Genomic DNA, 22,147 nt, shown 5'->3' on the forward strand with positions numbered 1-22,147 from the left:
ATGTAGCCGATCAACATAAGTGAGGTTGATACGTATTTGCATATCAACCTCCACTTTATCTGTAGCTTAATTACTTAACTGAGCTAGATCAGGTTTTGCCAATTCACAGTTATGCTCATTAAGTAATCCAAGAATTGCCATATTTAATTCCTCGACGACCTCCATATACAATGCAAAATCGGTGGTATTTACATAACTTAATACATCTATCTGTAATGCCCATGGCGTAAACCCTTTAAACTTCACGCGACAAGGATCGGCACAAATGTGTTCATGCTCATCTAATAACTGTTTACACGCATTGATAAATGACTGTAAATCGACTTGTTTAGTTTGGGCACTGAGCATTAAATTGGGTCGAAAAGCAATGCGCTCTCGTTCAGAAATATTTTCTAAATGCATATCCACAAATTTGGCATTAGCAACATAGATAACGGAACGATCTAACGTGCGAATTCGCGTTGCACGCAAACCGATTTCCTCTATAGTCCCCACGTTTGCACCAAACTTACATAAACTGCCTATTCGCACTGGCGCAGAAACATATAAGGTAATTGCACCAATAATATTCTCTACAGTTTTTTGCGCAGCCAATGCAATCGCTAAGCCACCGATCCCTAAACCAGCGAGTAAAGTCGTGGCACTAAAACCTAGGTTTTCAAACCACAATAATATGGCAATGATCACAATAAGCATTTTAATTACATTACTCGCTGGACGTAATAAAAATACCGCTTGTGGCTTATCTTGTGCAATAAAGCGCTCTGATAAGCGATGTTTAGCAATATCAACACTACGTAAAAATACCCAAGTCCAGGCAATCAGCAATACGGTGCTCCCCTGGGCCAGTGCTACAACGGCAATCGTCACATTCGAAACGTCATGCAGCGAACGCGCTAACAATACAGCTAACAATAAACAGATCGGTCCTTTTATAAAGGCTAGAACATCATTAGGGGTTTTCGATCTAAAGCGATGTAAAGTGGCCGCAAAAATACGCGTTATCAGTACCGATATCAAAAAGAAGGCGGTAAATGAGCCAGCAAAGTAAACCCATTGCCAGAGCATCACCCCAAGTAACTCCGTTTTAGGCAGGTGGTTATATAACCACTCTCCCACCGCGTTATAACCAAACTCATCAACTAAAAATGGAATTTTACTGACTGTTGCATTAGAAATTTTCCAAACTCGGTTTTCGCCTTTCTCATCAGGAACACGCTGTAATAAAACTTGTACCGGGCCCCGTGATGTGGTGATTTCTGCCACTAAATCTCGATAACTTGGTACCGCTTCATTCTTTTTACCCTCAGGCTTTTTACTCAATGTATCAATATCAATCCATAATGTACGGTCAAATACCAGTGACAGTTGCTCAGCAAGTAGTTCAGGTGCGATTGCCTTTACTTCAGGTGGTAAGTTTCGATAGTCTAGGTAGTTTGTGGCAAGCGCATAATCCCGTTGTCGTGCGGCTCGTAAATAAGCTTGCATAGCAGAGCTTGGTGTAATGCGATGAAATTCATCATAAGGTAAGGAATCAATATTTAACTCCTCTCCTTTTTCTTTCACTGCAGATGTTACCGCTGTCGCTTTTAGTGCCTGTTTCACCTCAGCCCCTTGCTCTGCAGGGGTTTTACTTTCAGCTTCTTTGCTTTCTTTATCAATCAGAGATTTTACGGTTACCTCAGGCTCGGCGAATGAACTGAGGCTAAAACTAAATAAAATGGACAAGCCAATTAGTTTTAAAATTGCAATAAAGTGCTTACCCATTATTAATTCCTTGGTATATTTTGCTTTGAGTGCCTATCTATTATTAACTATAAAAGCGATAACGCGTATTTAAAAGTGAATAACACAATTTTTAACCAAAATTTCTATCTTATCAGCGATCAGTTTGACCTAAGTGTAGACACAAGCTAACGTATATATTGAGCTAGCCCACAATACTAAATTCAGCGCAACCACTAAGGAATAAGATGGATCTCACCGCAACACTTTCAAAAAACTGGTCAGTACTCTTTATACGCGGCTTAATTGCTATTATTTTTGGCGTCATCACTTGGTTTGCACCAAACGCTTCGCTAAGTATTATATTGCTTTTTTTTGCCGGCTATTTTTTATTTGATGGCATTCTTAGAGTGTGGGTTGCTTGGACCTCGAAACAAAATAACCCCTACTGGCGTTGGCTACTCATCGGTGGTGTGCTATCGGTGATAGCAGGCCTTGTTACCCTGTTTGCCCCCAACGTTACCGCGCTATTATTGCTTTATTATGTCGCTGCGTGGGCCATTACCATAGGTGCGGTTGAAATTTTTGTCGCACTTAAACTAAGAGCTGAAATCTCTGGTGAGTGGCTTTTAATTATCACTGGTGCACTATCGGTTTTATTTGGCTTGTATTTAATTTTTAACCCAAGTGCAGGGATCCATACCCTACTTTGGTTAGTCGCCACTTATGCTGTACTGTTTGGCGCCTTAATTGTGCTGTTCTCGTTAAAGCTTAAGAAAATAGGGCAGCTGCAGTAACGTATACAAAAAAGTCGTTTACTGCATGTTGTAATAAACGACTTTTATCATCTTGTGAATAAGCTTTGCTTAACCACTATTTACGTTATTTTAATGGTCGTCGCGTTAAGGCAATCTCACCATCAATATGAATATCACGCTGCGGGAAGGAAATCGTAACGTTATGCTCTGCAAACACTTTATATATACTAAAGCGAATATCACTACGTACTTGCCGTAACATGCTCTCTGACTCTGCACATACCCAAAAGATGGCATTAAAGACCAAAGAGCTCTCAGCAAAGTCATCAAATAATACTGAATATGCTGGAGTGGGCAATATTGCTGGGTGTTCACTTAATACCTGTTTAATTAGTTGTTCAACTAGTAGCACATCTGAGCCATAAGCAACTCCAACACTCACCGAAGAACGCGCATTACGGTCGATCAATGTCCAGTTAGTTACTGTATTCTCGAGCAGTTGGCTGTTTGGGATCAACATATGCACACCATCGTTACGGCGGATACGAGTTGAGCGAGTATTAATCGTTTCGACCACACCTTTAGCCGTTCCTACTTCTAAAAAGTCACCAATACGAATGGGCCGCTCCCACATTAAGATCCAGCCGCTGATAAAGTTATTAATGATATTTTGCGCGCCAAACCCGACCCCAATTGCAATAGCGCCAGAAACAAAAGCAAATGCTGTAAGGGGAATATTTAGCACTTCTAAAGAAGTAAAAACTAATATCGCAATACTTAATACTAAATAGATACGGGTAAATAACAGCACCGCATCAGGGTTCATTTTGCGCGCCAGCAATGTTTTGCGAATTAAACGACCAATTCGAGTAACCACAAACCACATTGCAAACAGTATCAATGGGACTTGAATAACTTTGGCCACGGTAATTTCAATGTCGTTATAGCTAAAAATTACGTACGATAAATACTGAGAGATTAACTCTAATGTCATACATCTTCCAAAATAAATAAAACTGGACCTATTCAGGGTTAAGTAAGTTTAGCACGCCATAATAGCAATTACGGAAAAGTTAAAGTTCAATATGTTTTTTATGAACAAATTATTAACATTTTCTTACAAGCAATGCTATATAAGTACTGTAAGCTTAAATAAAGCACGAGGAACACCATGATGTCACAACTGACTTTAAATCAAAAACTAGCAACGTTGCAGCCATTAGTTGATTTGCAACTATTTGAATCAAGCCTTGCTGCGTATCGCAATAAAATTTTGTCTGTACTTGCAGAGCAAGAGCATACACTAAATTGTATTAATAAAGAGTTTGGCCATCAGCAGCCAGCCAGCTTTGGTAGTGAAAAAAAGTTTGTACTCGGTTACAACTAATTTCATACAAAATGATTCATTATTTAAAAAATTACCCATTAAGTAATATGACAACAACCTACCAGTAGCTTTTATATAAGCAATTATATTTTAGCTACTATTTTTATATTTTCGGATATTTTATCTGGAAATTACTTATTTTGCGCTAAACCCCCTCATTAAACCGATAAACTTTATTGTATATAATCTAAAATTTGCTAAGTTAACAAGCTTAACGCCTAATCTGTGTTGATAGGCTTATTTTTTATTGGAGCTCTTATGCGCAAATCTCTCATCGCTAGCACTATCGCCAGCGCTTTATTATTATCAGCTTGTAGTTCACAACAAGTAACAGACTCACCAGAAAACGCATCTCAAGTACAAACTGTTAGTGTTGATAATGTTTTAATGCAGCCAAGCCCATTACAGTACATGGCACCAGAATTTGATAAGTTTGGCACTAAAGATTACGAACCCGTTTTTGATGCTGGTATTGCCGAGCAAAAAGCACAAATTGCTGCCATTGCTAACAATCCTGCTGCTGCAACATTTAAAAATACGTTAGTTGAACTAGAGCTATCTGGCGAATTACTTGATCGTGTATCAACAGCATTTTATAACTTATCGGGGTTAATTTCAGATAGCGAATACCAACGTATTGCCGCTAAAATGGCGCCAGTATTATCGGCTCATTCAGATGATATCTACTTAAATAAAGCACTGTTCTCACGTGTTGAAAGCATTTATAACAACAAAGCAAACTTAAACGCTGAAGATCAACGTTTGGTTGAGTTTTACTACACTAAGTTTGTCAACGCTGGTGCGAAACTTAACGAAACGCAAAAAGCAAAAATGCGAGAGATCAACGCTGAGCTTGCTAAGTTATCAACTGAGTTTTCACAAAATATTCTTAAGTCATTCAAAGAAGATGTAATACTTGTTACAGATAAAAGCGAGTTGGCAGGTTTGTCTGATGGCGAAATTGAAAGCCTAGCGGCTGCTGCTAAAAAAGCCGGTAAAGAAGGTTACATGATCACGCTAGTGAACACCACGCAACAACCTATTTTAAGCAGCCTTGAAAACCGCAAACTACGCGAACGTATTTTTAAAGCATCAGCAACCCGTGCACAAAACACTAACGGCCCTATTATAATCAAAGAAACCAATTTACGTGCCCAAAAAGCAGAGTTACTTGGTTATAAAGACTGGGCGTCATATGTAATGACCACGCGTATGGCTAAAACCACCGACAACGTGTACGGCATTTTGGATGACCTTGCGCCAAAAGCGGTAAACAAAGCCAAAGCAGAAGCTGCTGAGATTCAAAAAGTAATTGACGCAGAAGGCAATACATTTGCATTACAACCTTGGGATTGGGCATTTTACGCTGAAAAAGTGCGCCAAGCTAAGTACGACCTAGATCCTGCATTAGTTAAACCTTATTTTGAAATGCAATCAGTGATCCACGACGGCATGTTCTTCGCGATGGAAAAACTCTACGGCATCACTTTCAAAGAGCGCAAAGATCTTCCTGTATACCATGAAGATGTGATGGTCTTTGAAGTCTTTAACGAAGATGGTAGCGCAATCGGCTTATTCTACATGGACCCTTATGCCCGTGAAGGTAAACGTGGCGGAGCATGGATGAGCTCGTACGTTGGTCAAAGTGGTCTTAAAGGCACAAAACCAGTTATCTATAACGCACAGAACATTCCTAAGCCAGCTGAAGGTCAACCAACATTAATGACCTTCTCTGAAGTAACCACCATGTTCCATGAATTTGGTCATGCAGCGCATGGTTTATTTTCTGATGTTAAATACCCAAGCCTTGCGGGTACTGCAACTGCCCGTGACTTTGTTGAATTCCCTTCACAAGCACACGAAGATTGGAATATCGAACCAACAGTACTTGCCAATTACGCTAAGCACTACAAAACGGGCGAGCCTATTCCTAAAGAGTTATTAGCAAAAGTACTTGAGTCACAAAACTTCAATCAAGGTTTTGGCACCACTGAATACTTAGCTGCCGCATTACTTGATATGGAATGGCACTCATTTGGCTCTGACGCTGAAATCACAGACGTACAAAAATTTGAGCACGAAGCGCTGGAAAAACACGGTATAGCTTACTATCCAGTACCACCGCGTTATAAGTCTTGCTACTTTAGCCATACTTTTGCTGGCGGCTACTCAGCTGGTTACTACGCTTATCTTTGGACTGAAGTATTTGCAGCCGATGCCTTTGCTCACATGACCGAGCAAGGTGGCCTTACCCGTGAAAACGGTGATAACTTCCGTAAAGAGATTTTATCAAAAGGCAACAGCCGCGACTTAATGCAAAGCTACATTGAGTTCAGAGGTCAAAAACCAACGACCGATGCACTACTTAAGCGCCGCGGTTTAGTGGAATAATTTTAATGGGAGCCTACTATGGCTCCCATTTTTTATCGCAATCAACCTGTATTGCCCCCTTCTAACTCAAATCGACACCTTATCCGTTTCTCTATGCTAGTCTGAATAAAAAATTCAAGGCTACAATATGAAACACACACTTTTATTTTCAACCTGCTTGGTACTGGCTGCATGCACAACTCAACCAACAGAGCGCGCCGATATCGTAATCGCTAATGCCACAGTGATCGATGTAAAAACAGGGCAACTGAGTGCAAATCAATCACTCGCCATTCGTGATGGTGTGATCATAAAACGCAGTAACCAATCACTTAAGAATAATTATATTGTTGAGAACTACATTGATGCCAATGATCAATTTCTGATGCCTGGTCTTTGGGATATGCATGTGCATTTTGGCGGCGGTAAAGAGCTCATAGAAGAAAACAAGCAACTGTTGCCGCTCTATTTAGCATACGGTATTACCACTGTGCGTGATGCCGCTGCTGATTTAAGTGAGTCAGTTTTAAGTTGGCGAGCACAAATTAATAGCAATCAATTAGTTGGCCCTACTATCTATACATCAGGACCAAAACTTGAAGGTAAAGACTCAATCTGGCCTGGCGATTTAGAAGTTGAAACAGTCGCAGAGATGAACGCCGCGATAGATAGTCTTGATGCAATGAATGTGGATTTTATCAAAATTACCGACAGCGCATTAACACCAGCGCTGTATTTAAAAGCCGTTAAGGAAGTAAAAAAACGCGGCTACCAGATATCAGGGCATATTCCATTTTCACTATCTGTAACGGACGTATCTAATGCAGGGTTAGATGCCATCGAGCACATGACTTACTTATTAAAAGCCGCTGCAAGCAACGAGCCTGAAATATCAGCAAAAGTGGCCTCAGGAGAACTGAGTTATCGCAGTGCTTTACCTATTATCACCGCCAATATTGATACCCAAACCGCTTTAAATAAATACGCCGTACTGGCTGAGAATAATACCGCAGTTGTACCAACTTTAATTGGCGGGCAAATCACTGCGTATATTGATGAAGATAACCATCAAGATGATGAGTTTTTAAACTACCTTGGCAAGGGCCTCAAGGCCACTTACCAATGGCGCGTAGACAGAGCAAATAAAGACACGCCAGCACAAATAGCGCAACGAAAAGAACGTTTTATAAAAACCGCGCAATTACTGCCACTGGCGCAACAAGCCGGCGTACCAATTATTGCCGGAACTGACGCAGGCTTTTTAAACTCATATATTTACCCAGGTTTATCACTGCATCAAGAGCTGGCTATTTTTAGTGACTACGGTTTAACACCTTTACAAACACTGCAATCAGCAACTCTTGCTGGGCCTAAATTTTTAGGTAAGCGTGAACAATTTGGTGAGCTAACTGAGGGCAAAACTGCCGACATCATTTTTTTAACCGCTAACCCATTAGTTGATGTACGCAACACGCAAAAACTCACCGGGGTTATTTCGCATAGTCGTTATTACAACAAAGCCGCACTTGAACAACTTAAAGCCGATGCAAAACAGTTTGTAACACAACAATAAAAACCAAAAAAAACGAGCTCCGCAAGCTTTCTCAGCCAGCTACGCGGAGCTTTTTTATTATGTGATTATTATTTTATCGCTCACTGGTATAGAATCGTGTTTTTTGCAAAGACAACTCAACCATGACCTACCTGTTTGCAACCACCCTGCTATGGGCTTTTTCATTTAGTTTAATTGGCGTGTATTTAGCAGGCCAAGTTGATGCTTGGTTTAGCGTTTTAATGCGTGTTGCTTTAGCAACCCTAGTGTTTTTACCCTTTATAAAATACCGTGGTATAGCGCCAAAACTCATTGCTAAATTGATGTTGATTGGTGCGGTGCAACTGGGTGCTATGTATGGTTTTTATTACCATTCATTTTTATACCTTAGCGTGCCTGAGGTACTGTTATTTACGGTAATGACGCCACTGTATATTGCGCTATTAAACGATGTGATTGAACAACGTTTTAATCCACAGTTTTTATTTGTGGCCCTATTGGCAATAGTTGGCGCTGTAGCTATTCGTTACCAAGGTATTGATGAAAATTTTTTGACAGGGCTACTACTGGTGCAAGCCGCCAACCTGTGTTTTGCCACAGGACAAGTGACCTACAAACGTTTAATGGCAAACCGAAATATCCCGCAGCAAAGCGTGTTTGGCTGGTTTTTTGTCGGCGCTTTAATTGTTGCTAGCATCTGTTTTTTATTATTTGGTGATACAACTAAACTTCCAACTACAACAACCCAATGGGGTATCCTTATTTACCTTGGTAGCATTGCATCGGGTTTAGGCTATTTTGCTTGGAATAAAGGCGCTACACAGGTCAATGTAGGCGGCCTTGCGGTGATGAATAATTTGCTGATCCCTGCGGGTATTTTAGTTAATGTGGTTATTTGGAATCGCGATGCCGATCTTGTAAAGCTCAGTATTGGTGGCGCTATTATTGTTTTAGCACTGCTGTTAAATCAGTACCTTAATAGAAATGCCATAAATAAAGCCTAAACTAATGCAAACAAATGTGAGGGTGTTATGAAATTACTAGTTTGTACATTACTGATTATATTACTAAGCGCCTGTAGCCAAACGCCACAAAGTAGTACTGTTCAAGTTGGCACTCGGCCTTATTATCTTATTAACACTATGCAGCCCAGCGCGCTGAAAACGCAATTGCAAGCATGCAGCGAAGGGCCTTTTTATCGTACAGACTTTGCCATTGGTCACCGTGGTGCGCCAATGCAGTACCCTGAGCACACTAAAGAGTCATATCTTGCAGCAGCGCGTATGGGCGCAGGTGTTTTAGAATGCGATGTGGCCTTTACTAAAGACCAAGAACTGGTTTGCCGCCACTCTCAATGTGATTTACACACCACCACTAATATTTTAGCGGTGCCAGCGCTTGCTGCTAAATGCAGTATCCCATTTACACCAGCCAAAAACGGTCAAGCTGCGCAAGCAAAATGCTGTACCAGCGATATCACCCTTGCCGAATTTTTAACCCTAAAAGGCAAGATGGATGGCGCAAACAACCAAGCAATAACAGTTGATGAATATTTAAATGGCACGCCTAATTGGCGCACCGACTTATACGCTAGCAATGGCACATTAATGAGCCACAAACAAAGTATTGCCTTGTTTAAGCAATTAGGCGTAAAAATGACTCCTGAGCTCAAAGCACCGCAAGTAAGCATGCCGTTTAATGGTTTTACTCAAGCGCAATATGCACAAAAAATGCTCGATGAATACACAGAGCAAAATGTACCGAATGAGCGCGTTTATCCACAATCATTTAATCTTGCTGACGTAAAGTACTGGATAGAGCAAAACCCGGAGTTTGCTAATAACAGTGTTTACTTAGATGGCCGCGACGAAACATCACAACTTGACCCAAATGATCCTGATACGTGGCAACCTAGCATGACCGCGCTTTATAACGATGGTGTACGCATTCTTGCTCCCCCTATTTGGATGTTGTTAGCCGTTGATGAGTATAACAATATTGTGCCATCGCAATATGCGTTAGCCGCCAAAGCCGCAGGACTAAAGTTAATTGCTTGGAGCCTTGAGCGCTCTGGGCCGCTTGTCAATGGCGGCGGGTATTACTACCAATCAGTCAGTGAAGTGATCAATAACGATGGCGACATGATGAAGGTGGTTGATGTGCTAGCCAAAGATGTCGCCGTGATGGCGATTTTCTCAGACTGGCCAGCGACTGTCAGTTACTACGCCAGCTGTAACAACATGCCTGCGAGTATCTAAAGTTAGATTTTTTCAATTCAGATCACTCGTTTAGCACTGAACGCTAGGTTATGATGAGCTTTTTTTAGAATAAAGGCTCATTATGATCATTTCGCACCAAAGCCATGATATCGCAACTGCAACGGGTACTATGCGTACCAGCGTTTACCGCCCTCAAGCGGATGGGCAGTTCCCTGCGATTATTTTTTACTCAGAGATTTTCCAACAAACGGCGCCAATAGCTCGCAGTGCCGCTATTTTAGCAGGCCATGGTTTTGTGGTGCTGGTGCCTGAGGTGTTTCATGAACTAAACCCAATTGGCACTGTGTTGGCCTACGATGACGCAGGTAAAGACAAAGGCAATGCCGATAAATGGGCAAAGCCTCTTGAATCGCACGACAGCGACACCCAAGCATTAATCGATTTTGCCCAAACGCAAAGTTATTGCACCGGCTCAGTGGGTGCTATAGGTGTGTGTATTGGTGGTCACTTAGCTTATCGCGCGGCGTTAAACCCAGCAATAAAAGCGGCATTTTGCTTATATGCCACCGATATTCATAGCGATACACTCCCAGCACAAGCTGGTAATAACTCGTTTGAACGCATGGCCGATATTCAAGGTGAAATTCACTTTATTTGGGGTAAGCAAGACCCGCATGTACCACAAGAAGGCCGCGCCAAAATTTATCAACACGTTGTAGCCACAGGCATAAACTACCAATGGCAAGAAGTGAACGCGCAACATGCATTTATGCGCGATGAAGGAGATCGTTACGATCCAGCCCTTGCTATTGCTATGTACCAACAAGCTGTGGCGTTATTTAGCCGGACTTTGTAAAGTTAATTCTTTTTAAGCATACCCAATGCGGTATGCTTTTTTATAAAGTAATTTTTTAAGTAATCAATAAATAAACGCAGCTTTTTAGATCCCGCGCCACCTGGTGGAAATACGCCATAAAGTTCAATGTCTTTACTTTTATAATCATCTAAGACTATTTCGAGTGAACCCGCCTGCACTTTAGGCCAAGCATCATAAAGAGGAATGCGCCCGATGCCATGTCCTGCCTCAACAAAAGCAGTACGTGCTGCGGCATTATTGGTACTTAAATCACCTTTCATAGTCAGGCTGTATTTTTTACCATTTTTTTGCAAGGTTAATGTTTTACTGCCGAGTTGATATACCACCCATTTATGCGCTTGCAGTTGCTCTGGCGTTTTTGGCTTACCAAAGTGCGCAAAATAATCTGGTGACCCACAAATACAGGTACTCATTACAGTTAGCTTTGTGGCGTGTAAGTTTGAATCATCAAGTGCCACGCCACGTATCGCAAAATCAAAACCATTTTTAATAATATCAATAACTTCATCGTTGAGTTGTAAATTAATATCAATTTTAGGGTACTGGCGCTTAAAATCGTTGATAGCAGGGACTATAAGCTGCATGCCGACATTCACCGGGCAGCTTATTTTTAACAACCCCTGAGGCTCATTTTTAATATTCTCAATTTGTTGATTAGCGGCATTTGCTTGCTCAGTAATAACTCGGCACCGCTCATAGTAGGCAATTCCCGCTTCAGTTAACGCCATAGTGCGGGTTGAGCGATTTAATAAGCTGACTTCAAGTTGGGTTTCAAGCTTTTTTAAGTGATAACTTGCTACCGCGCGCGTTAACCCCAGCTGTTTTGCCGCCGCCGTTAAACTGCCCTGCTCAACAATTTGTGCAAATACCACCATGCTTTTTAGCTGTTCAAACGAAACCTTCATATCACCTCCTAAATTCAACCGCACAATTGTATCAATTTTTAAATCAATAAAGTCAAATTTATCATCGTTGTTTAAAGTTATCTTAATGCATATAGTAATTACAGATACACTTAACAATTTAATTCATCAGAAGGAATATGGTTATGGCTAAAAAAATACTTATGGTTCTCACCTCTCATGCTGAACTTGGCGATACAGGCCATAAAACGGGCTTTTGGGTCGAAGAATTTGCCGCCCCGTATTACGCATTTATTGATGCCGGTGCCGAAGTTACCCTTGCATCAGTAAAAGGCGGACAACCACCGGTTGACCCTAATAGCGCCGCACCAGATGCTGCAACCGAGGCCACGAAACGCTTTGATAACGACAGTGCAGCACAAACACTGATGGCCAATACCAAAGCACTTAGCGATGTAAATGCCAGTGATTTTGACGCTGTATTTTACCCAGGCGGTCACGGTCCATTATGGGATTTGGTTGACAATGCTGACTCAATTGCACTGATTGAAGACTTTATCAATACGCAAAAACCTGTTGCAGGTGTGTGCCATGCAAGTGCAGTATTTTTGAATGCGAAGAACTCAGATGGCACAGCACTTGTGGCAGGCAAAAAAGTCACCGGCTTTAGTAATAGTGAAGAAGCCGCCGTGCAACTGACTGATATAGTGCCTTTACTCGTTGAAGACGAACTGATTAAAAAAGGTGGCGACTATCAAAAAACCGATGATTGGGGCGTACTCGCATTAGAAGATGGTTTACTGATCACAGGTCAAAACCCTGCCAGCTCCGAACTTGCCGCTAAAAAGCTACTTACTAAATTAGGCTAAACCTATATTTGCCAAAGCCTTGCCCACTGGGTAAGGCTTTTCATTTAAGTATTAAGATAGGTATACTCACCCACACTCACTTTCAATTTAAGCTTATGTATGGCAAATCAAAAAAGTTCTTTAAGCATCCCACCGCTCGCCAGTAAACGCTTTACAATCATTGGCATTATTTTACTGTGTGCCTTATTACAAGTAATTAATAGCTTACCCGGTATTAACCTTAACGGCTTAGGGATCTTCCCACGTAATTTAAATGGCTTAAGCGGGATTTTCTTCGCGCCGTTTTTACATGGTGGCTGGGCACATTTGATCAGTAATTTAATCCCATTCGCAGTACTTGGCTGGCTGGTTTGCCAGTACAGTGTAAAACGCTTTTGGCTGGTGTTTATTTTCACTGCCCTAGCTGGTGGCTTACTGGTTTGGTTGTTTGGCCGCGCGAATATTCATGTTGGGCTAAGTGGCGTACTTTATGGTTTATGGGGCTTTTTGATTTGTTACGGCATTATGCATCGCTCATTTAAAGCCATCGCGATTAGTGTTGTGGTGGTATTTTTATACAGTGGCTTAATTTGGGGTGTACTACCACAGCGCCCCCATGTGTCATTTGAAAGCCACTTTTTTGGCGCACTAGCAGGGATTATTATCGGCTATTATTTAGCGAAAAAAGATAAGAAAAACGAAGCATATAAATTGTAAAGTAAGTGATGCGCAAGATAAAGCAACGCACCCTAACAATATAAAAATGTGGTGGCTTAACAGCGCAGCGTTAAGGTGATCATTACCACGCCATGGTCAGTACTTTGGTCGTCACGCTCAAACTCAGGGTTGATCAAGTGACGGTCATAAGTATGGTAATCACTCACCGCAAAAAAGCTATCGTCGTAACTTGTATCAAACTCACAAGATAACAAAATATAATCTAGTACTGAGCTGCTGGCGCCAAAATAATGGGTTGGCGTACGTTTAAGTTCGACTGTTTGTTGATTTTGCTCTGAGTCACTTAGCTGCGACTTTATAAATAAATCCCACGCATCGTTTAAGCAATATTTTGCAAGGTAGGTTTTACTGTCAAACGCTGGGGCAAAACGCAGTGAATCGGTGAGTAAGTGGCTCAATACGCCATCGATTAAATTATTATTAAAATCCCCCATTAGCAGCATAGGGGTTTGTGTGTCTTCGCGCCGCTTAATCATTTCAAGCATCAATAAGGTTGCTTCGCTGCCGCGCTGAATCGTAGAGCCCCAGCCACCAGCAATATCTGCTTTTAAGTGGGCAATAATATTCTGCTCTGGTGCTAATTGGTTGTTTTGCTCAACTTCGAGCAACGGCCGTTTAGATTTAAAATGCACCACATAACAATCAACATCGCCAATATGCGGCATAATAAGTGTGGCCCTGAGCACTTTACGGCTAAACGTAAAGTCAGCGCTAAGCCCCATTATGTGCGCAAGCTCTGCGTCATGTTGCACAGCAACTACGTCACTGATGGCAAAACGAGAAGCAATCGCCACCACCGGGCGTTTATAAATAAACTCATCAATCACTTGTGGCTCATCAACCACCGCAAAGTAGTGATAACCTGCTTTATGTAATAGTGCTTTTAGTGACTCAATGCTAAATACTTCTTGAAAGCCAATTACATCAGGCTGAAACTCAGTTAAGTAATCAACTATCCAGCGCTGCTTTTTAGCCCACTGCTGCGCACTATAAATACGCTCAAATTCATAAAACGCATTAGGCGGCTCAAGGTAATTAAATAAGTTAAATGTGGCAATTTTTAATTGGCTATTTTCGACCTCTACTGGCTCAATCGCTGTCGTGGGATCGGCGGTAAGTTGCGATTGTTGGTGTGCTACATGATTCGTGATAACAAAAATCCTACTTAATTATACAAAGCCAAAATTACCGCAAAACCAACAACTTCGCCAAGCCGTCTGTTGTAAATGCAAATTAGCAAGGCGAGCAATGTTTATTTGAATATAACGTCAGCCCAGCTTGTTTATTATTGCATCGCAGGCATTTTCAATTAAATCGAGGACCTGTTCAAAACCTTGTTCGCCGCCGTAGTAAGGATCGGGAATTTCATCAATTGCAGATGAGCCATAACTTAAAAACAGCGCAAGTTTATACTGTAAGTGTGCCGGACATTGCGCCACTAAGTCTGCAAGGTTTTGTTTATCAGCCGCTAAAATCAAGTCAAAATATTCAAAGTCATGTTGCTGTACTTGACGAGCACGGATCCCTTTAAAACTGTAATTACGTTTTAAAGCCGCAGCTTGTGATCGTTTATCTGGAGGATTGCCACAGTGATAAGCCGCCGTCCCAGCAGAATCTATTTCAAGAGTCACCCCTTGCTGCATCGCTTTAGCACGAAGCACAGCTTCAGCTGTTGGTGAACGACAAATATTACCTAAACACACCACCAATATTTTTTTCATTGTTAAACCTTAGTAAGCTCCATGTCTCTAGCTTTACTCAAAATACTTATTATTGCCAGCCCTGTAACCAACGTTGCTGATCTTTTAAATCCCGCCAATCAATTGCAACTTGGCGCTTAGACATTACCGCTTCAATCACACAGCTTAAAACAATGCCTTCTTCATCAAAGTCCATTTCAATGATGATAAAATGCTTTTCTTTATTCACTGGTGAAACAGCAGTCCATTTACTGTTGAGCAATTTCTTAGGTGTTATTTTATTCATGAGCTGCGCTATAAGCTTTTTCAATAATTAATTGTATTTGTTATACGTTTATAGTGCTGGTTAAGTTTATGTTCGATAGATTATTTTAATACTGCTTTAAAATTGCTTCGTCGTAGTCATCTGCATTAAGCGTCACATTAAACTTAGCAGCCACACTATCAAGCTCCGCTTGTTTGATTGCCAGCTCATCCATGGTGATAGTGTTATCGTCTAACTGCCACAATAACCGTGAGCCGGCATAACTGTAATGAATCGCCAAGAGTGCTTGTGGATCCCCCTCACGACCTGCAGCTTTTAGCTTAGCCATTTTCCGAGTGATTTTATTAAGTGCTTGTTTTAACTCCCACACATACACAACCTCAGTCATGTAATCATGTGTGCGGTATTTATTCAGCGCCCAGCCAATGCTAATACTGGTGATGATTACACCCAATAAATTCCAATGGAAATGACTGCCACTTTCATCTGGAAACAAGGCTATCAAAGATTGCGAAATAGCTAAACTGCCCGCGGCTAGTGCCAAACCACAGCCAATAATAACGCGGTTTAAATGCTTACGATAACGTGCTTTATCAATTTGAATAAGTTGCATAACTGCCTAATAAAATAAAAACCAAAATCCAGAGCCGCCATTGTAGCCAATGCAGGCAAACAATGACGAAACTTTTTTAAAACTTCTGATTAAACACCTGTATCTTAGGGGTTAACTATCAGCTCTTGCTCTTTAGGATTGATATACTTTAAACCAATCGTAACAATGCGGGTATTCACCATAGTAATAACCCTTAGCTGCACATTATTGATCACCACAATCGCACCTTTACATAGTGGCGGTGTTAATTTTTGATTAATTAGCTCTTCTAAACTGAGTTTTTCAGGCGCCTCTATTTTCATATTATACGAATAGAAAATATCGCCGACTAACGTAACGCCTTTCACTCTTAACTCATTTTTAGCTAAATGGTTTTCTTGTTGATGTGTTGCATCTGTTGCAGCAAATACCAAATCCACAAAAGGTCGATTGTAAGGTTTGAGTACAACAAATAAGTGATCTTGTGATTTAAGTACTGTAGAGCCTCTAGGTGGAATAGTTGACGACCCTCGTGTGATCATTGCCACTACCACACTCTCCGGTAATGCCGCGCGAGATAAACGCCTGCCAACTACGCGCGAAGCATCACTTAGCGTATACTCCACAATTTCTATATCTATTTCATTTAAAGCGGTAATCTCAAGTTTAGCGGCGGCTACAACAGGTGGCGGCTCAACCAACCCTAACTTTTTCGCAATCCAAGGCATGCTAGCCCCTTGTAGGGTGGCTGAAATTAACACCACAAAAAATACTACATTAAAAATAAGCTCCGCGCCCGGCAGGCCAAAAAGCAGGGGAAATATTGCCAATATAATAGGCACAGATCCGCGTAATCCTACCCAGGACACAAACATGGTTTCTCGATTATTAAAGCCAAATAACTTTAAAATTGGCGCTACAGCCAGAGGTCTTGCAATAAAAATTAACGCAAACGCTATGAATAACCCTTCTAACCATACATCCAATAATGAAGATGGATTAATCAATAATCCTAACACCACAAACATGGTAATTTGACCTAACCACGCTAAACCATCATGAAATAGAAAAATACTGCGTTTATATACAAACTCACTATTACCTAAAATAACACCCGTAATAAACACAGCTAAAAAGCCGCTACCGCCTAATGAGGCAGATAAACCAAATGATAACAAACCAAAAGCTGTTACCATCACTAAATACAAACCTGATGTATTTAGCTTAATGCGATTGATAAACCAAGTCGCCAGTTTACCAATTAACACACCACACAGCGCACCTACCCCCATTTGCTGCACAAATAACAACAGCAAGTCGCCTCCAAACGTCATTTTGTTAACTAACACCTCTAACAAGCCAACAGTTAAAAAGATAGCCATAGGGTCATTGGAGGCACTTTCTATTTCGAGGGTAGACTTAAGCTTTTTATTTAAATGAATGCCCGCACTTCGCAACAAGGCAAAAACGGCAGCCGCATCAGTAGAGCCAACAATTGCCCCTAACAAAATACCTTGCAGCACAGGAAGGTCTAAAATATAGGTTGCCACAGCACCGGTTATCACTGCGGTCAGTAACACGCCCACAGTCGCTAAAGCTGATGCGGGTTTCCAGACTTGTTTAATCGAGCTGATCGGAGTTTGCAATCCCCCATCGAACAAAATAATAGCAAGCGCTAACGTACCTAAAGCATGCGCAGCCTCTGCATTATCAAATGAAATACCGGCAATACCGTCTTCACCAGCAAGCATGCCGACTAATAAAAACAGCACCAGCACAGGTAAGCCGACACGTGCAGATAACTTGCTCGATATCACACCAAAAAGAATCAAAATGGCACTAACAAGAATGATATTGTCAATTACAAACATACGATGAATTTACAACCTTACATAAATGGAAAATTAAAATAGCCAACTAAAAATGATTTGAAAGTCCAGTGCATACAATAACTCAAAAAGCGTCCATTATTTTAATTTATTTATAAATAAAACGCGTATTTGTTTTTTGAGGTCAATGAAAACAATGAAAAAATACAATTACAACTCGCTAGTCACTATAAGTTCCTCCTTGTTGATAACGCCACTTTGCAGCGCAATTAAATTTTTTAAAATATTTCACCCCTTTTGTATTTACCGCACGTTTTAAAGATAAATACATCATAAGGACTTAAGGATTTGCTCATGCAAACAGTCGATTTACCACACACTCACCATACATTAAAAACATCCACAGCCATCGTTGGTGGTGCCGCAATGACATTTGCTGCATTTGCATTTATGCAATATTTGATTAGTGGCGAGCAACGCGCAGCAAACGTTGGCGGTGACAACATTATTGTAGAAATATTCCAAGCACCAGAGGACTCTAAGGTACAACAAAAGCAAACCCTGCCACCGCCGCCGAAAATGCAAACACCACCAAAAGTGCCCCCGCGTACACCGCCAAGCACAGATACCAATATAATAACCACCGCAATAACACCGGATATCAGCATTGGTGAAATAGGCACAGGTATACAAGCAAACTTACAACGCCCTACAGGGGATGCCACCCCAATAGTGCGTATAAATCCTAAATATCCACCGATTGCCGCGCGAGAAGGCATTGAAGGCTGGGTACAATTAAGCTTTAATGTGTCTCAGACAGGTGAAGTAATTGATGCACAAGTCACAAACGCAGAACCAAAACGCATATTCGACCGTGAAGCACTACGGGCAATAAAGCGCTGGAAATACCGCCCAAAAGTGATTGATGGCGTAGCACAAATACAAACGGGGCAAAGCGTACAACTTGATTTTAAATTAGACCAAACACAATAAGAGTGCCTATGCTTACAAGCTTAAAATCATGGTTTATCAGCCAGCCAAGTAACGATTACTTGGCTGACTACGCAAAAAGTGGCGACAACCGCCACTTAACTCAACTTGTCACCTTGTTTGGCAACGATTTGTACCATTACTTAGTCACCCAAAGTAACGAGCAACTCGCCTTTGATATTAGCCAGCAAACCTGGTTAAAAGTGATGGAAAAACGCCACCACTATCAAGGTCAAAACAACCCAAAAGCCTGGCTGTTTCGCCTTGCCCGCAATGCGTTGATTGATGAATATCGTAAACAACAGCGCTTTGTTGAACTAGAAGACGACACCGCGATAGCCCCACTGAGAACTGAGCAAAAATTTGATTATGCCGCTTTTGATAAAGCGTTAATGCAACTGAGCTTTGTACAACGCGAAGCACTCAGCCTGCAACAAGAAGGCTTTTCGCTTGAAGACATACAACAGATCACGCAAAGCAATCATGAAACCGTAAAAACGCGGCTACGTTATGCAAAACAGAACTTAAAAACATTATTGGGAGGCTTTGATGAAAAAGCATAACGCGCAGTTGGAGCAACAACTTGAACAGCATTTTAGTGAACGTAAAAAACGCCACACGCTTACGCCCGAGCAACAGGCAATGTTTACTAAAATACCCAATGAAAACGCCAATAAGCAACCAGCAAAATTTTTATTGCCCCTACAAATGACCGGCCTCGCCTGCGCATTAGTGGTACTAGGCTTTACCATGTTTACCACAACAGATAACAACACAGATAACACCACAGAACAACACACACTTAACAATACCTTTGCCGCTCAGCAAAACAATTACCACTTTATTGAGGTTCACCAAGTAGATAATGCCGGCAGTTATTCAAGTGAAATAACCAGCCAAAAACAACAGCTCGACGACAAACTCGCCGCCGACCTGCGCCTACACCAACAGCGCTATATTGAATACGGCCAATTAGTTAAAGTAGACAACGACTGGTACATCGCCAGCTGCCACAGCGAAGTGCTCATTCAAATAAAAGACTCGTTGCTGAATAGCTTAAAAACCAAACACGCCGTAGCAAGTGATATTGTAAAAGGCGACATGCTCGCCATGGCCCACAACAGCCAAGGCCAGATTATCGCACTCAAACATGCAGGAGATGGGGTTAAGGTTTGTAGAGGGTGATTTTTACCACTGAGGCCAGAGGCCACAGAGGCGCTGCGCGCTACACAAAAGAGAAACGCAAAGGCCGGTAGCAGCCGCCCCTTGGTTGCTGCCAGCAACCTAAACCTTGAATAAGGTTTTTAATGTAGGTCGCGGATTTATCCCGACAATATGTGTGAAAAGTTAGCAGCAAAAAACATCAGCTACAGTGATACAACTTTTGGGCTAAAGCCCAACCTACAAAATGCATGCACCAGCAAGCTCAGCGCCTACGGTGGTTAACCCTTACATTGGAGTTAAACCCTTCGTGGCTGAAGCCGACTCCTACAACCAATATTTAAGCTCTGTGCAGCGAAGCACCACAGTGGTAAAATCCACTTTTCGCCCTAAAGGGCGACCTACAATTTAAGCCCGTTGGGTTTCGTTACTCTCAACCCAACCTACAAACACACGCGCCAGCAAGCTTAGCGCCTACGGTGATTAACTTAACACTGGTGTTAAACCCTTCGCGGCTGAAGCCAGCTCCTACAACAATAACTAACCTCAGTGTAGCGAAGCGCCTCTGTGCCCTCTGTGGTGAAATTCACTTTCTCGCCCTAAAGGACGACCTACAATTGAAAGTGGCTAGGCTCTAGGAAGTGACTAGGTACTAGGAGTGTGCCGTAGCTCGTCGCCCGCCGTACGAAGCCATAGCCACACGCGCCAGCAAGCTTAGCGCCTACACTCCAGCGCGATGTTTTACCGTCATTTATCTTGCATTTTCCGTAGATAGTCGCACTTTAGTAAATGTTCATAACAATTTCACTTATAACACGCTAGGCTAATGTCATCGTGTTTAATAAATTGGAGTTACCATGAAAAAGTCTTTTTGTAGCAGTTTAGTCGTCACTCTTCTCAGTGTAACCAGTTTGCAAGCGTGTGCGCAGCAACTTGAACAAGAAATACCCGTCGCTAAAAGCGCTGATAAGTATCAGCTTGAGTTAGTTGCCAAAGGCGTGCAAATCCCTTGGGGAATGGTATGGCTTAACGAGCAAGATTTATTGGTAACAGACCGTGCAGGTGAACTTAGGCTCATTCGTGATGGTAAATTGCTAGAGCAAAAAATCTCTGGTCTGCCAAAAGTGCATGCTGAGGGTCAAGGTGGCTTATTAGATATTGAGCTGGATCCTCACTTTAAAGACAATGGCTGGATTTACTTTTCATACTCTGGTTATGAAGGTGATGAAGAAGGCTATAATACCTCAATCATGCGTGCACGGTTAAAAGATATGGCACTCGTCGATACGCAATTATTATTCGACGGTACACCAAACACCACCACTACTAAACACTATGGCTCGCGCATTGAATTTGATAAAGATGGCTACTTGTATTTTTCGATTGGTGATCGTGGCGCTCGTGATGTTCACCCACAAAGCTTAGAGTATGACGCAGGTAAAATTCATCGCATTAATAGCGATGGTTCAATCCCTGAATCAAACCCATTTGTAAATCAGCCAAACGCACGTAAGAGCATTTATTCGTATGGTCACCGCAACCCGCAAGGTATGGCGATGCACCCACAAACTGGGGCAATTTGGAGCCATGAGCATGGCCCGCGTGGTGGCGATGAAATCAATATTATTAAAGCGGGTGCAAACTACGGCTGGCCAGAAGTAACCCACGGTATTAACTACATCGGCACAAAAATCACCGACGAAACCAGCCGTGAAGGCATGGAGCAACCTGATTGGGTGTGGGTGCCGTCTATCGCACCTTCTGGGATGGAGTTTGTAACAAGTAGCAAATACCCGCAGTGGCAAGGTCACGTACTTGTTGGTGCAATGAAATTTGCTCATTTAGTGTTAGTTGAGCTCGATGGCAACAAAGTAACGGGCCACAGTAAACTGTTTGAAGGCGCTGGCCGCGTGCGCAGTATTGCCACCCACCCGAATGGTGATATATATCTGGGCATTGACGGTATGGGTATTTATAAGGTTGTACCTAAATAGTAGGTTGGTAGAGCAAAGCAAAACAATTTAGCGAGTCACAAGGGGGAAAGAGTAAAGGGGCTTTAAGCTCTAAGTCATAAGCTTTAAGTCGTTGGTGCATACTCGCTGCTGAGGTGAATTAGATACCGTAGGCGTGAAATTTATTTCGCTTGAAGGTTTCAATCCATACTCTTTTAGATCGGACTTTAGTCCGTAACTTTGTAAGTGATTCGACATGTGTCGCCATAAATGACGACCTACGTAACAAGCAATAAAAAACCACAGACTTCTCTGTGGTTT

21 protein-coding genes are annotated in these 22,147 nt (G+C 41.9%); 13 read left to right on the plus strand and 8 right to left on the minus strand.

Annotation, left to right across the window (positions count from 1 at the left end):
* Window positions 1-66: 66 nt before the first annotated feature.
* Window positions 67-1,767, minus strand: coding sequence for a mechanosensitive ion channel family protein (locus CWB85_RS11380; RefSeq protein ID WP_138554938.1), 1,701 nt, complete (start codon window positions 1,765-1,767; stop codon window positions 67-69).
* Window positions 1,768-1,973: 206 nt separating this feature from the next.
* On the opposite strand from CWB85_RS11380, the gene CWB85_RS11385 reads away from it, so the two are divergent.
* A complete protein-coding gene (locus CWB85_RS11385; RefSeq protein ID WP_016708848.1) occupies window positions 1,974-2,522 on the plus strand; it encodes an HdeD family acid-resistance protein in 549 nt (182 codons plus the stop codon).
* An 85-nt stretch (window positions 2,523-2,607) separates the two neighbouring features.
* Here CWB85_RS11385 and CWB85_RS11390 read toward each other — a convergent pair whose 3' ends face one another.
* Window positions 2,608-3,477 carry a mechanosensitive ion channel family protein gene (locus tag CWB85_RS11390; RefSeq protein ID WP_016708847.1) on the minus strand — a complete coding sequence of 290 codons (870 nt, stop codon included), beginning with the start codon at window positions 3,475-3,477 and terminating at the stop codon, window positions 2,608-2,610.
* A gap of 180 nt (window positions 3,478-3,657) precedes the next feature.
* Between CWB85_RS11390 and CWB85_RS11395 the strand changes: the two genes are divergently transcribed.
* From CWB85_RS11395 to CWB85_RS11420, 6 genes are all read left to right on the plus strand, one after another.
* Window positions 3,658-3,870, plus strand: a complete 213-nt coding sequence (locus tag CWB85_RS11395) for a hypothetical protein (protein ID WP_138554963.1) — start codon at window positions 3,658-3,660, stop codon at window positions 3,868-3,870.
* A gap of 258 nt (window positions 3,871-4,128) precedes the next feature.
* The gene (locus CWB85_RS11400; protein ID WP_138554939.1) at window positions 4,129-6,261 is read left to right on the plus strand and encodes a M3 family metallopeptidase; all 2,133 of its coding nucleotides are present in this window, start codon (window positions 4,129-4,131) and stop codon (window positions 6,259-6,261) included.
* A 127-nt stretch (window positions 6,262-6,388) separates the two neighbouring features.
* Window positions 6,389-7,813 (plus strand): amidohydrolase family protein, encoded by a 1,425-nt coding sequence (locus tag CWB85_RS11405; protein WP_138554940.1) that lies wholly within the window; start codon window positions 6,389-6,391, stop codon window positions 7,811-7,813.
* Between the two features lie 122 nt (window positions 7,814-7,935).
* Window positions 7,936-8,796, plus strand: coding sequence for a carboxylate/amino acid/amine transporter (locus CWB85_RS11410; protein ID WP_016708844.1), 861 nt, complete (start codon window positions 7,936-7,938; stop codon window positions 8,794-8,796).
* Window positions 8,797-8,823: 27 nt separating this feature from the next.
* Entirely contained in the window at window positions 8,824-10,050 is a 1,227-nt protein-coding gene (locus CWB85_RS11415; RefSeq protein WP_138554941.1) for a glycerophosphodiester phosphodiesterase family protein, read from the plus strand.
* An 82-nt stretch (window positions 10,051-10,132) separates the two neighbouring features.
* Window positions 10,133-10,867: a dienelactone hydrolase family protein gene (locus CWB85_RS11420; RefSeq protein WP_138554942.1), complete on the plus strand. Its 735-nt coding sequence runs from the start codon at window positions 10,133-10,135 to the stop codon at window positions 10,865-10,867.
* A gap of 2 nt (window positions 10,868-10,869) precedes the next feature.
* On the opposite strand, the gene CWB85_RS11425 is transcribed toward CWB85_RS11420, so the two are convergent.
* Window positions 10,870-11,793 (minus strand): LysR family transcriptional regulator, encoded by a 924-nt coding sequence (locus CWB85_RS11425; RefSeq protein WP_138554943.1) that lies wholly within the window; start codon window positions 11,791-11,793, stop codon window positions 10,870-10,872.
* 143 nt (window positions 11,794-11,936) lie between these two features.
* Between CWB85_RS11425 and CWB85_RS11430 the strand changes: the two genes are divergently transcribed.
* Both CWB85_RS11430 and CWB85_RS11435 read left to right on the plus strand, forming a co-directional pair.
* Window positions 11,937-12,620, plus strand: a complete 684-nt coding sequence (locus CWB85_RS11430; RefSeq protein ID WP_138554944.1) for a type 1 glutamine amidotransferase domain-containing protein — start codon at window positions 11,937-11,939, stop codon at window positions 12,618-12,620.
* A 99-nt stretch (window positions 12,621-12,719) separates the two neighbouring features.
* Window positions 12,720-13,316, plus strand: coding sequence for a rhomboid family intramembrane serine protease (locus tag CWB85_RS11435; RefSeq protein ID WP_138554945.1), 597 nt, complete (start codon window positions 12,720-12,722; stop codon window positions 13,314-13,316).
* Between the two features lie 56 nt (window positions 13,317-13,372).
* Here CWB85_RS11435 and CWB85_RS11440 read toward each other — a convergent pair whose 3' ends face one another.
* The 5 genes from CWB85_RS11440 to CWB85_RS11460 all read right to left on the minus strand — a co-directional run bounded on the left by CWB85_RS11440 (window position 13,373) and on the right by CWB85_RS11460 (window position 17,765).
* Window positions 13,373-14,431, minus strand: a complete 1,059-nt coding sequence (locus tag CWB85_RS11440; RefSeq protein WP_171039008.1) for an endonuclease/exonuclease/phosphatase family protein — start codon at window positions 14,429-14,431, stop codon at window positions 13,373-13,375.
* Window positions 14,432-14,605: 174 nt separating this feature from the next.
* Entirely contained in the window at window positions 14,606-15,058 is a 453-nt protein-coding gene (locus CWB85_RS11445; protein WP_138554947.1) for a low molecular weight protein-tyrosine-phosphatase, read from the minus strand.
* A 49-nt stretch (window positions 15,059-15,107) separates the two neighbouring features.
* A complete protein-coding gene (locus CWB85_RS11450) occupies window positions 15,108-15,323 on the minus strand; it encodes a TIGR02450 family Trp-rich protein (RefSeq protein ID WP_016708836.1) in 216 nt (71 codons plus the stop codon).
* A gap of 85 nt (window positions 15,324-15,408) precedes the next feature.
* Window positions 15,409-15,915 (minus strand): DUF3087 domain-containing protein, encoded by a 507-nt coding sequence (locus tag CWB85_RS11455; RefSeq protein ID WP_016708835.1) that lies wholly within the window; start codon window positions 15,913-15,915, stop codon window positions 15,409-15,411.
* A 104-nt stretch (window positions 15,916-16,019) separates the two neighbouring features.
* Complete coding sequence (locus CWB85_RS11460) at window positions 16,020-17,765, minus strand: potassium/proton antiporter (protein WP_016708834.1); 1,746 nt, start codon at window positions 17,763-17,765, stop codon at window positions 16,020-16,022.
* Between the two features lie 312 nt (window positions 17,766-18,077).
* Between CWB85_RS11460 and CWB85_RS11465 the strand changes: the two genes are divergently transcribed.
* The 4 genes from CWB85_RS11465 (at window position 18,078) to CWB85_RS11480 (ending at window position 21,868) form a co-directional block, all read left to right on the plus strand.
* The gene (locus CWB85_RS11465) at window positions 18,078-18,716 is read left to right on the plus strand and encodes an energy transducer TonB (protein ID WP_138554948.1); all 639 of its coding nucleotides are present in this window, start codon (window positions 18,078-18,080) and stop codon (window positions 18,714-18,716) included.
* An 8-nt stretch (window positions 18,717-18,724) separates the two neighbouring features.
* Window positions 18,725-19,276 carry an RNA polymerase sigma factor gene (locus tag CWB85_RS11470; RefSeq protein ID WP_138554949.1) on the plus strand — a complete coding sequence of 184 codons (552 nt, stop codon included), beginning with the start codon at window positions 18,725-18,727 and terminating at the stop codon, window positions 19,274-19,276.
* Window positions 19,263-19,898, plus strand: a complete 636-nt coding sequence (locus tag CWB85_RS11475) for a hypothetical protein (protein ID WP_138554950.1) — start codon at window positions 19,263-19,265, stop codon at window positions 19,896-19,898. The genes CWB85_RS11470 and CWB85_RS11475 overlap by 14 nt, the downstream gene beginning before the upstream one ends.
* Before the next feature lie 833 nt (window positions 19,899-20,731).
* Window positions 20,732-21,868 (plus strand): PQQ-dependent sugar dehydrogenase, encoded by a 1,137-nt coding sequence (locus CWB85_RS11480; RefSeq protein WP_138554951.1) that lies wholly within the window; start codon window positions 20,732-20,734, stop codon window positions 21,866-21,868.
* Window positions 21,869-22,147 lie beyond the last annotated feature (279 nt).

Origin of the sequence: Pseudoalteromonas sp. S1727, from assembly GCF_005886375.1 — a bacterium.
Classification (GTDB): domain Bacteria; phylum Pseudomonadota; class Gammaproteobacteria; order Enterobacterales; family Alteromonadaceae; genus Pseudoalteromonas; species Pseudoalteromonas haloplanktis.

Bases quoted from the DNA above. Each gene is read 5' to 3' on its own strand.
- CWB85_RS11425 (WP_138554943.1), bottom strand. From the start codon at position 11,793: ATGAAGGTTTCGTTTGAACAGCTAAAAAGCATGGTGGTATTTGCACAA.
- CWB85_RS11455 (WP_016708835.1), bottom strand. From the start codon at position 15,915: ATGCAACTTATTCAAATTGATAAAGCACGTTATCGTAAGCATTTAAAC.
- CWB85_RS11450 (WP_016708836.1), bottom strand. From the start codon at position 15,323: ATGAATAAAATAACACCTAAGAAATTGCTCAACAGTAAATGGACTGCT.
- CWB85_RS11385 (WP_016708848.1), top strand. From the start codon at position 1,974: ATGGATCTCACCGCAACACTTTCAAAAAACTGGTCAGTACTCTTTATA.
- CWB85_RS11405 (WP_138554940.1), top strand. From the start codon at position 6,389: ATGAAACACACACTTTTATTTTCAACCTGCTTGGTACTGGCTGCATGC.
- CWB85_RS11475 (WP_138554950.1), top strand. From the start codon at position 19,263: ATGAAAAAGCATAACGCGCAGTTGGAGCAACAACTTGAACAGCATTTT.
- CWB85_RS11435 (WP_138554945.1), top strand. From the start codon at position 12,720: ATGGCAAATCAAAAAAGTTCTTTAAGCATCCCACCGCTCGCCAGTAAA.
- CWB85_RS11445 (WP_138554947.1), bottom strand. From the start codon at position 15,058: ATGAAAAAAATATTGGTGGTGTGTTTAGGTAATATTTGTCGTTCACCA.
- CWB85_RS11410 (WP_016708844.1), top strand. From the start codon at position 7,936: ATGACCTACCTGTTTGCAACCACCCTGCTATGGGCTTTTTCATTTAGT.
- CWB85_RS11465 (WP_138554948.1), top strand. From the start codon at position 18,078: ATGCAAACAGTCGATTTACCACACACTCACCATACATTAAAAACATCC.
- CWB85_RS11430 (WP_138554944.1), top strand. From the start codon at position 11,937: ATGGCTAAAAAAATACTTATGGTTCTCACCTCTCATGCTGAACTTGGC.
- CWB85_RS11380 (WP_138554938.1), bottom strand. From the start codon at position 1,767: ATGGGTAAGCACTTTATTGCAATTTTAAAACTAATTGGCTTGTCCATT.
- CWB85_RS11480 (WP_138554951.1), top strand. From the start codon at position 20,732: ATGAAAAAGTCTTTTTGTAGCAGTTTAGTCGTCACTCTTCTCAGTGTA.
- CWB85_RS11390 (WP_016708847.1), bottom strand. From the start codon at position 3,477: ATGACATTAGAGTTAATCTCTCAGTATTTATCGTACGTAATTTTTAGC.
- CWB85_RS11470 (WP_138554949.1), top strand. From the start codon at position 18,725: ATGCTTACAAGCTTAAAATCATGGTTTATCAGCCAGCCAAGTAACGAT.
- CWB85_RS11400 (WP_138554939.1), top strand. From the start codon at position 4,129: ATGCGCAAATCTCTCATCGCTAGCACTATCGCCAGCGCTTTATTATTA.
- CWB85_RS11395 (WP_138554963.1), top strand. From the start codon at position 3,658: ATGTCACAACTGACTTTAAATCAAAAACTAGCAACGTTGCAGCCATTA.
- CWB85_RS11420 (WP_138554942.1), top strand. From the start codon at position 10,133: ATGATCATTTCGCACCAAAGCCATGATATCGCAACTGCAACGGGTACT.
- CWB85_RS11460 (WP_016708834.1), bottom strand. From the start codon at position 17,765: ATGTTTGTAATTGACAATATCATTCTTGTTAGTGCCATTTTGATTCTT.
- CWB85_RS11415 (WP_138554941.1), top strand. From the start codon at position 8,824: ATGAAATTACTAGTTTGTACATTACTGATTATATTACTAAGCGCCTGT.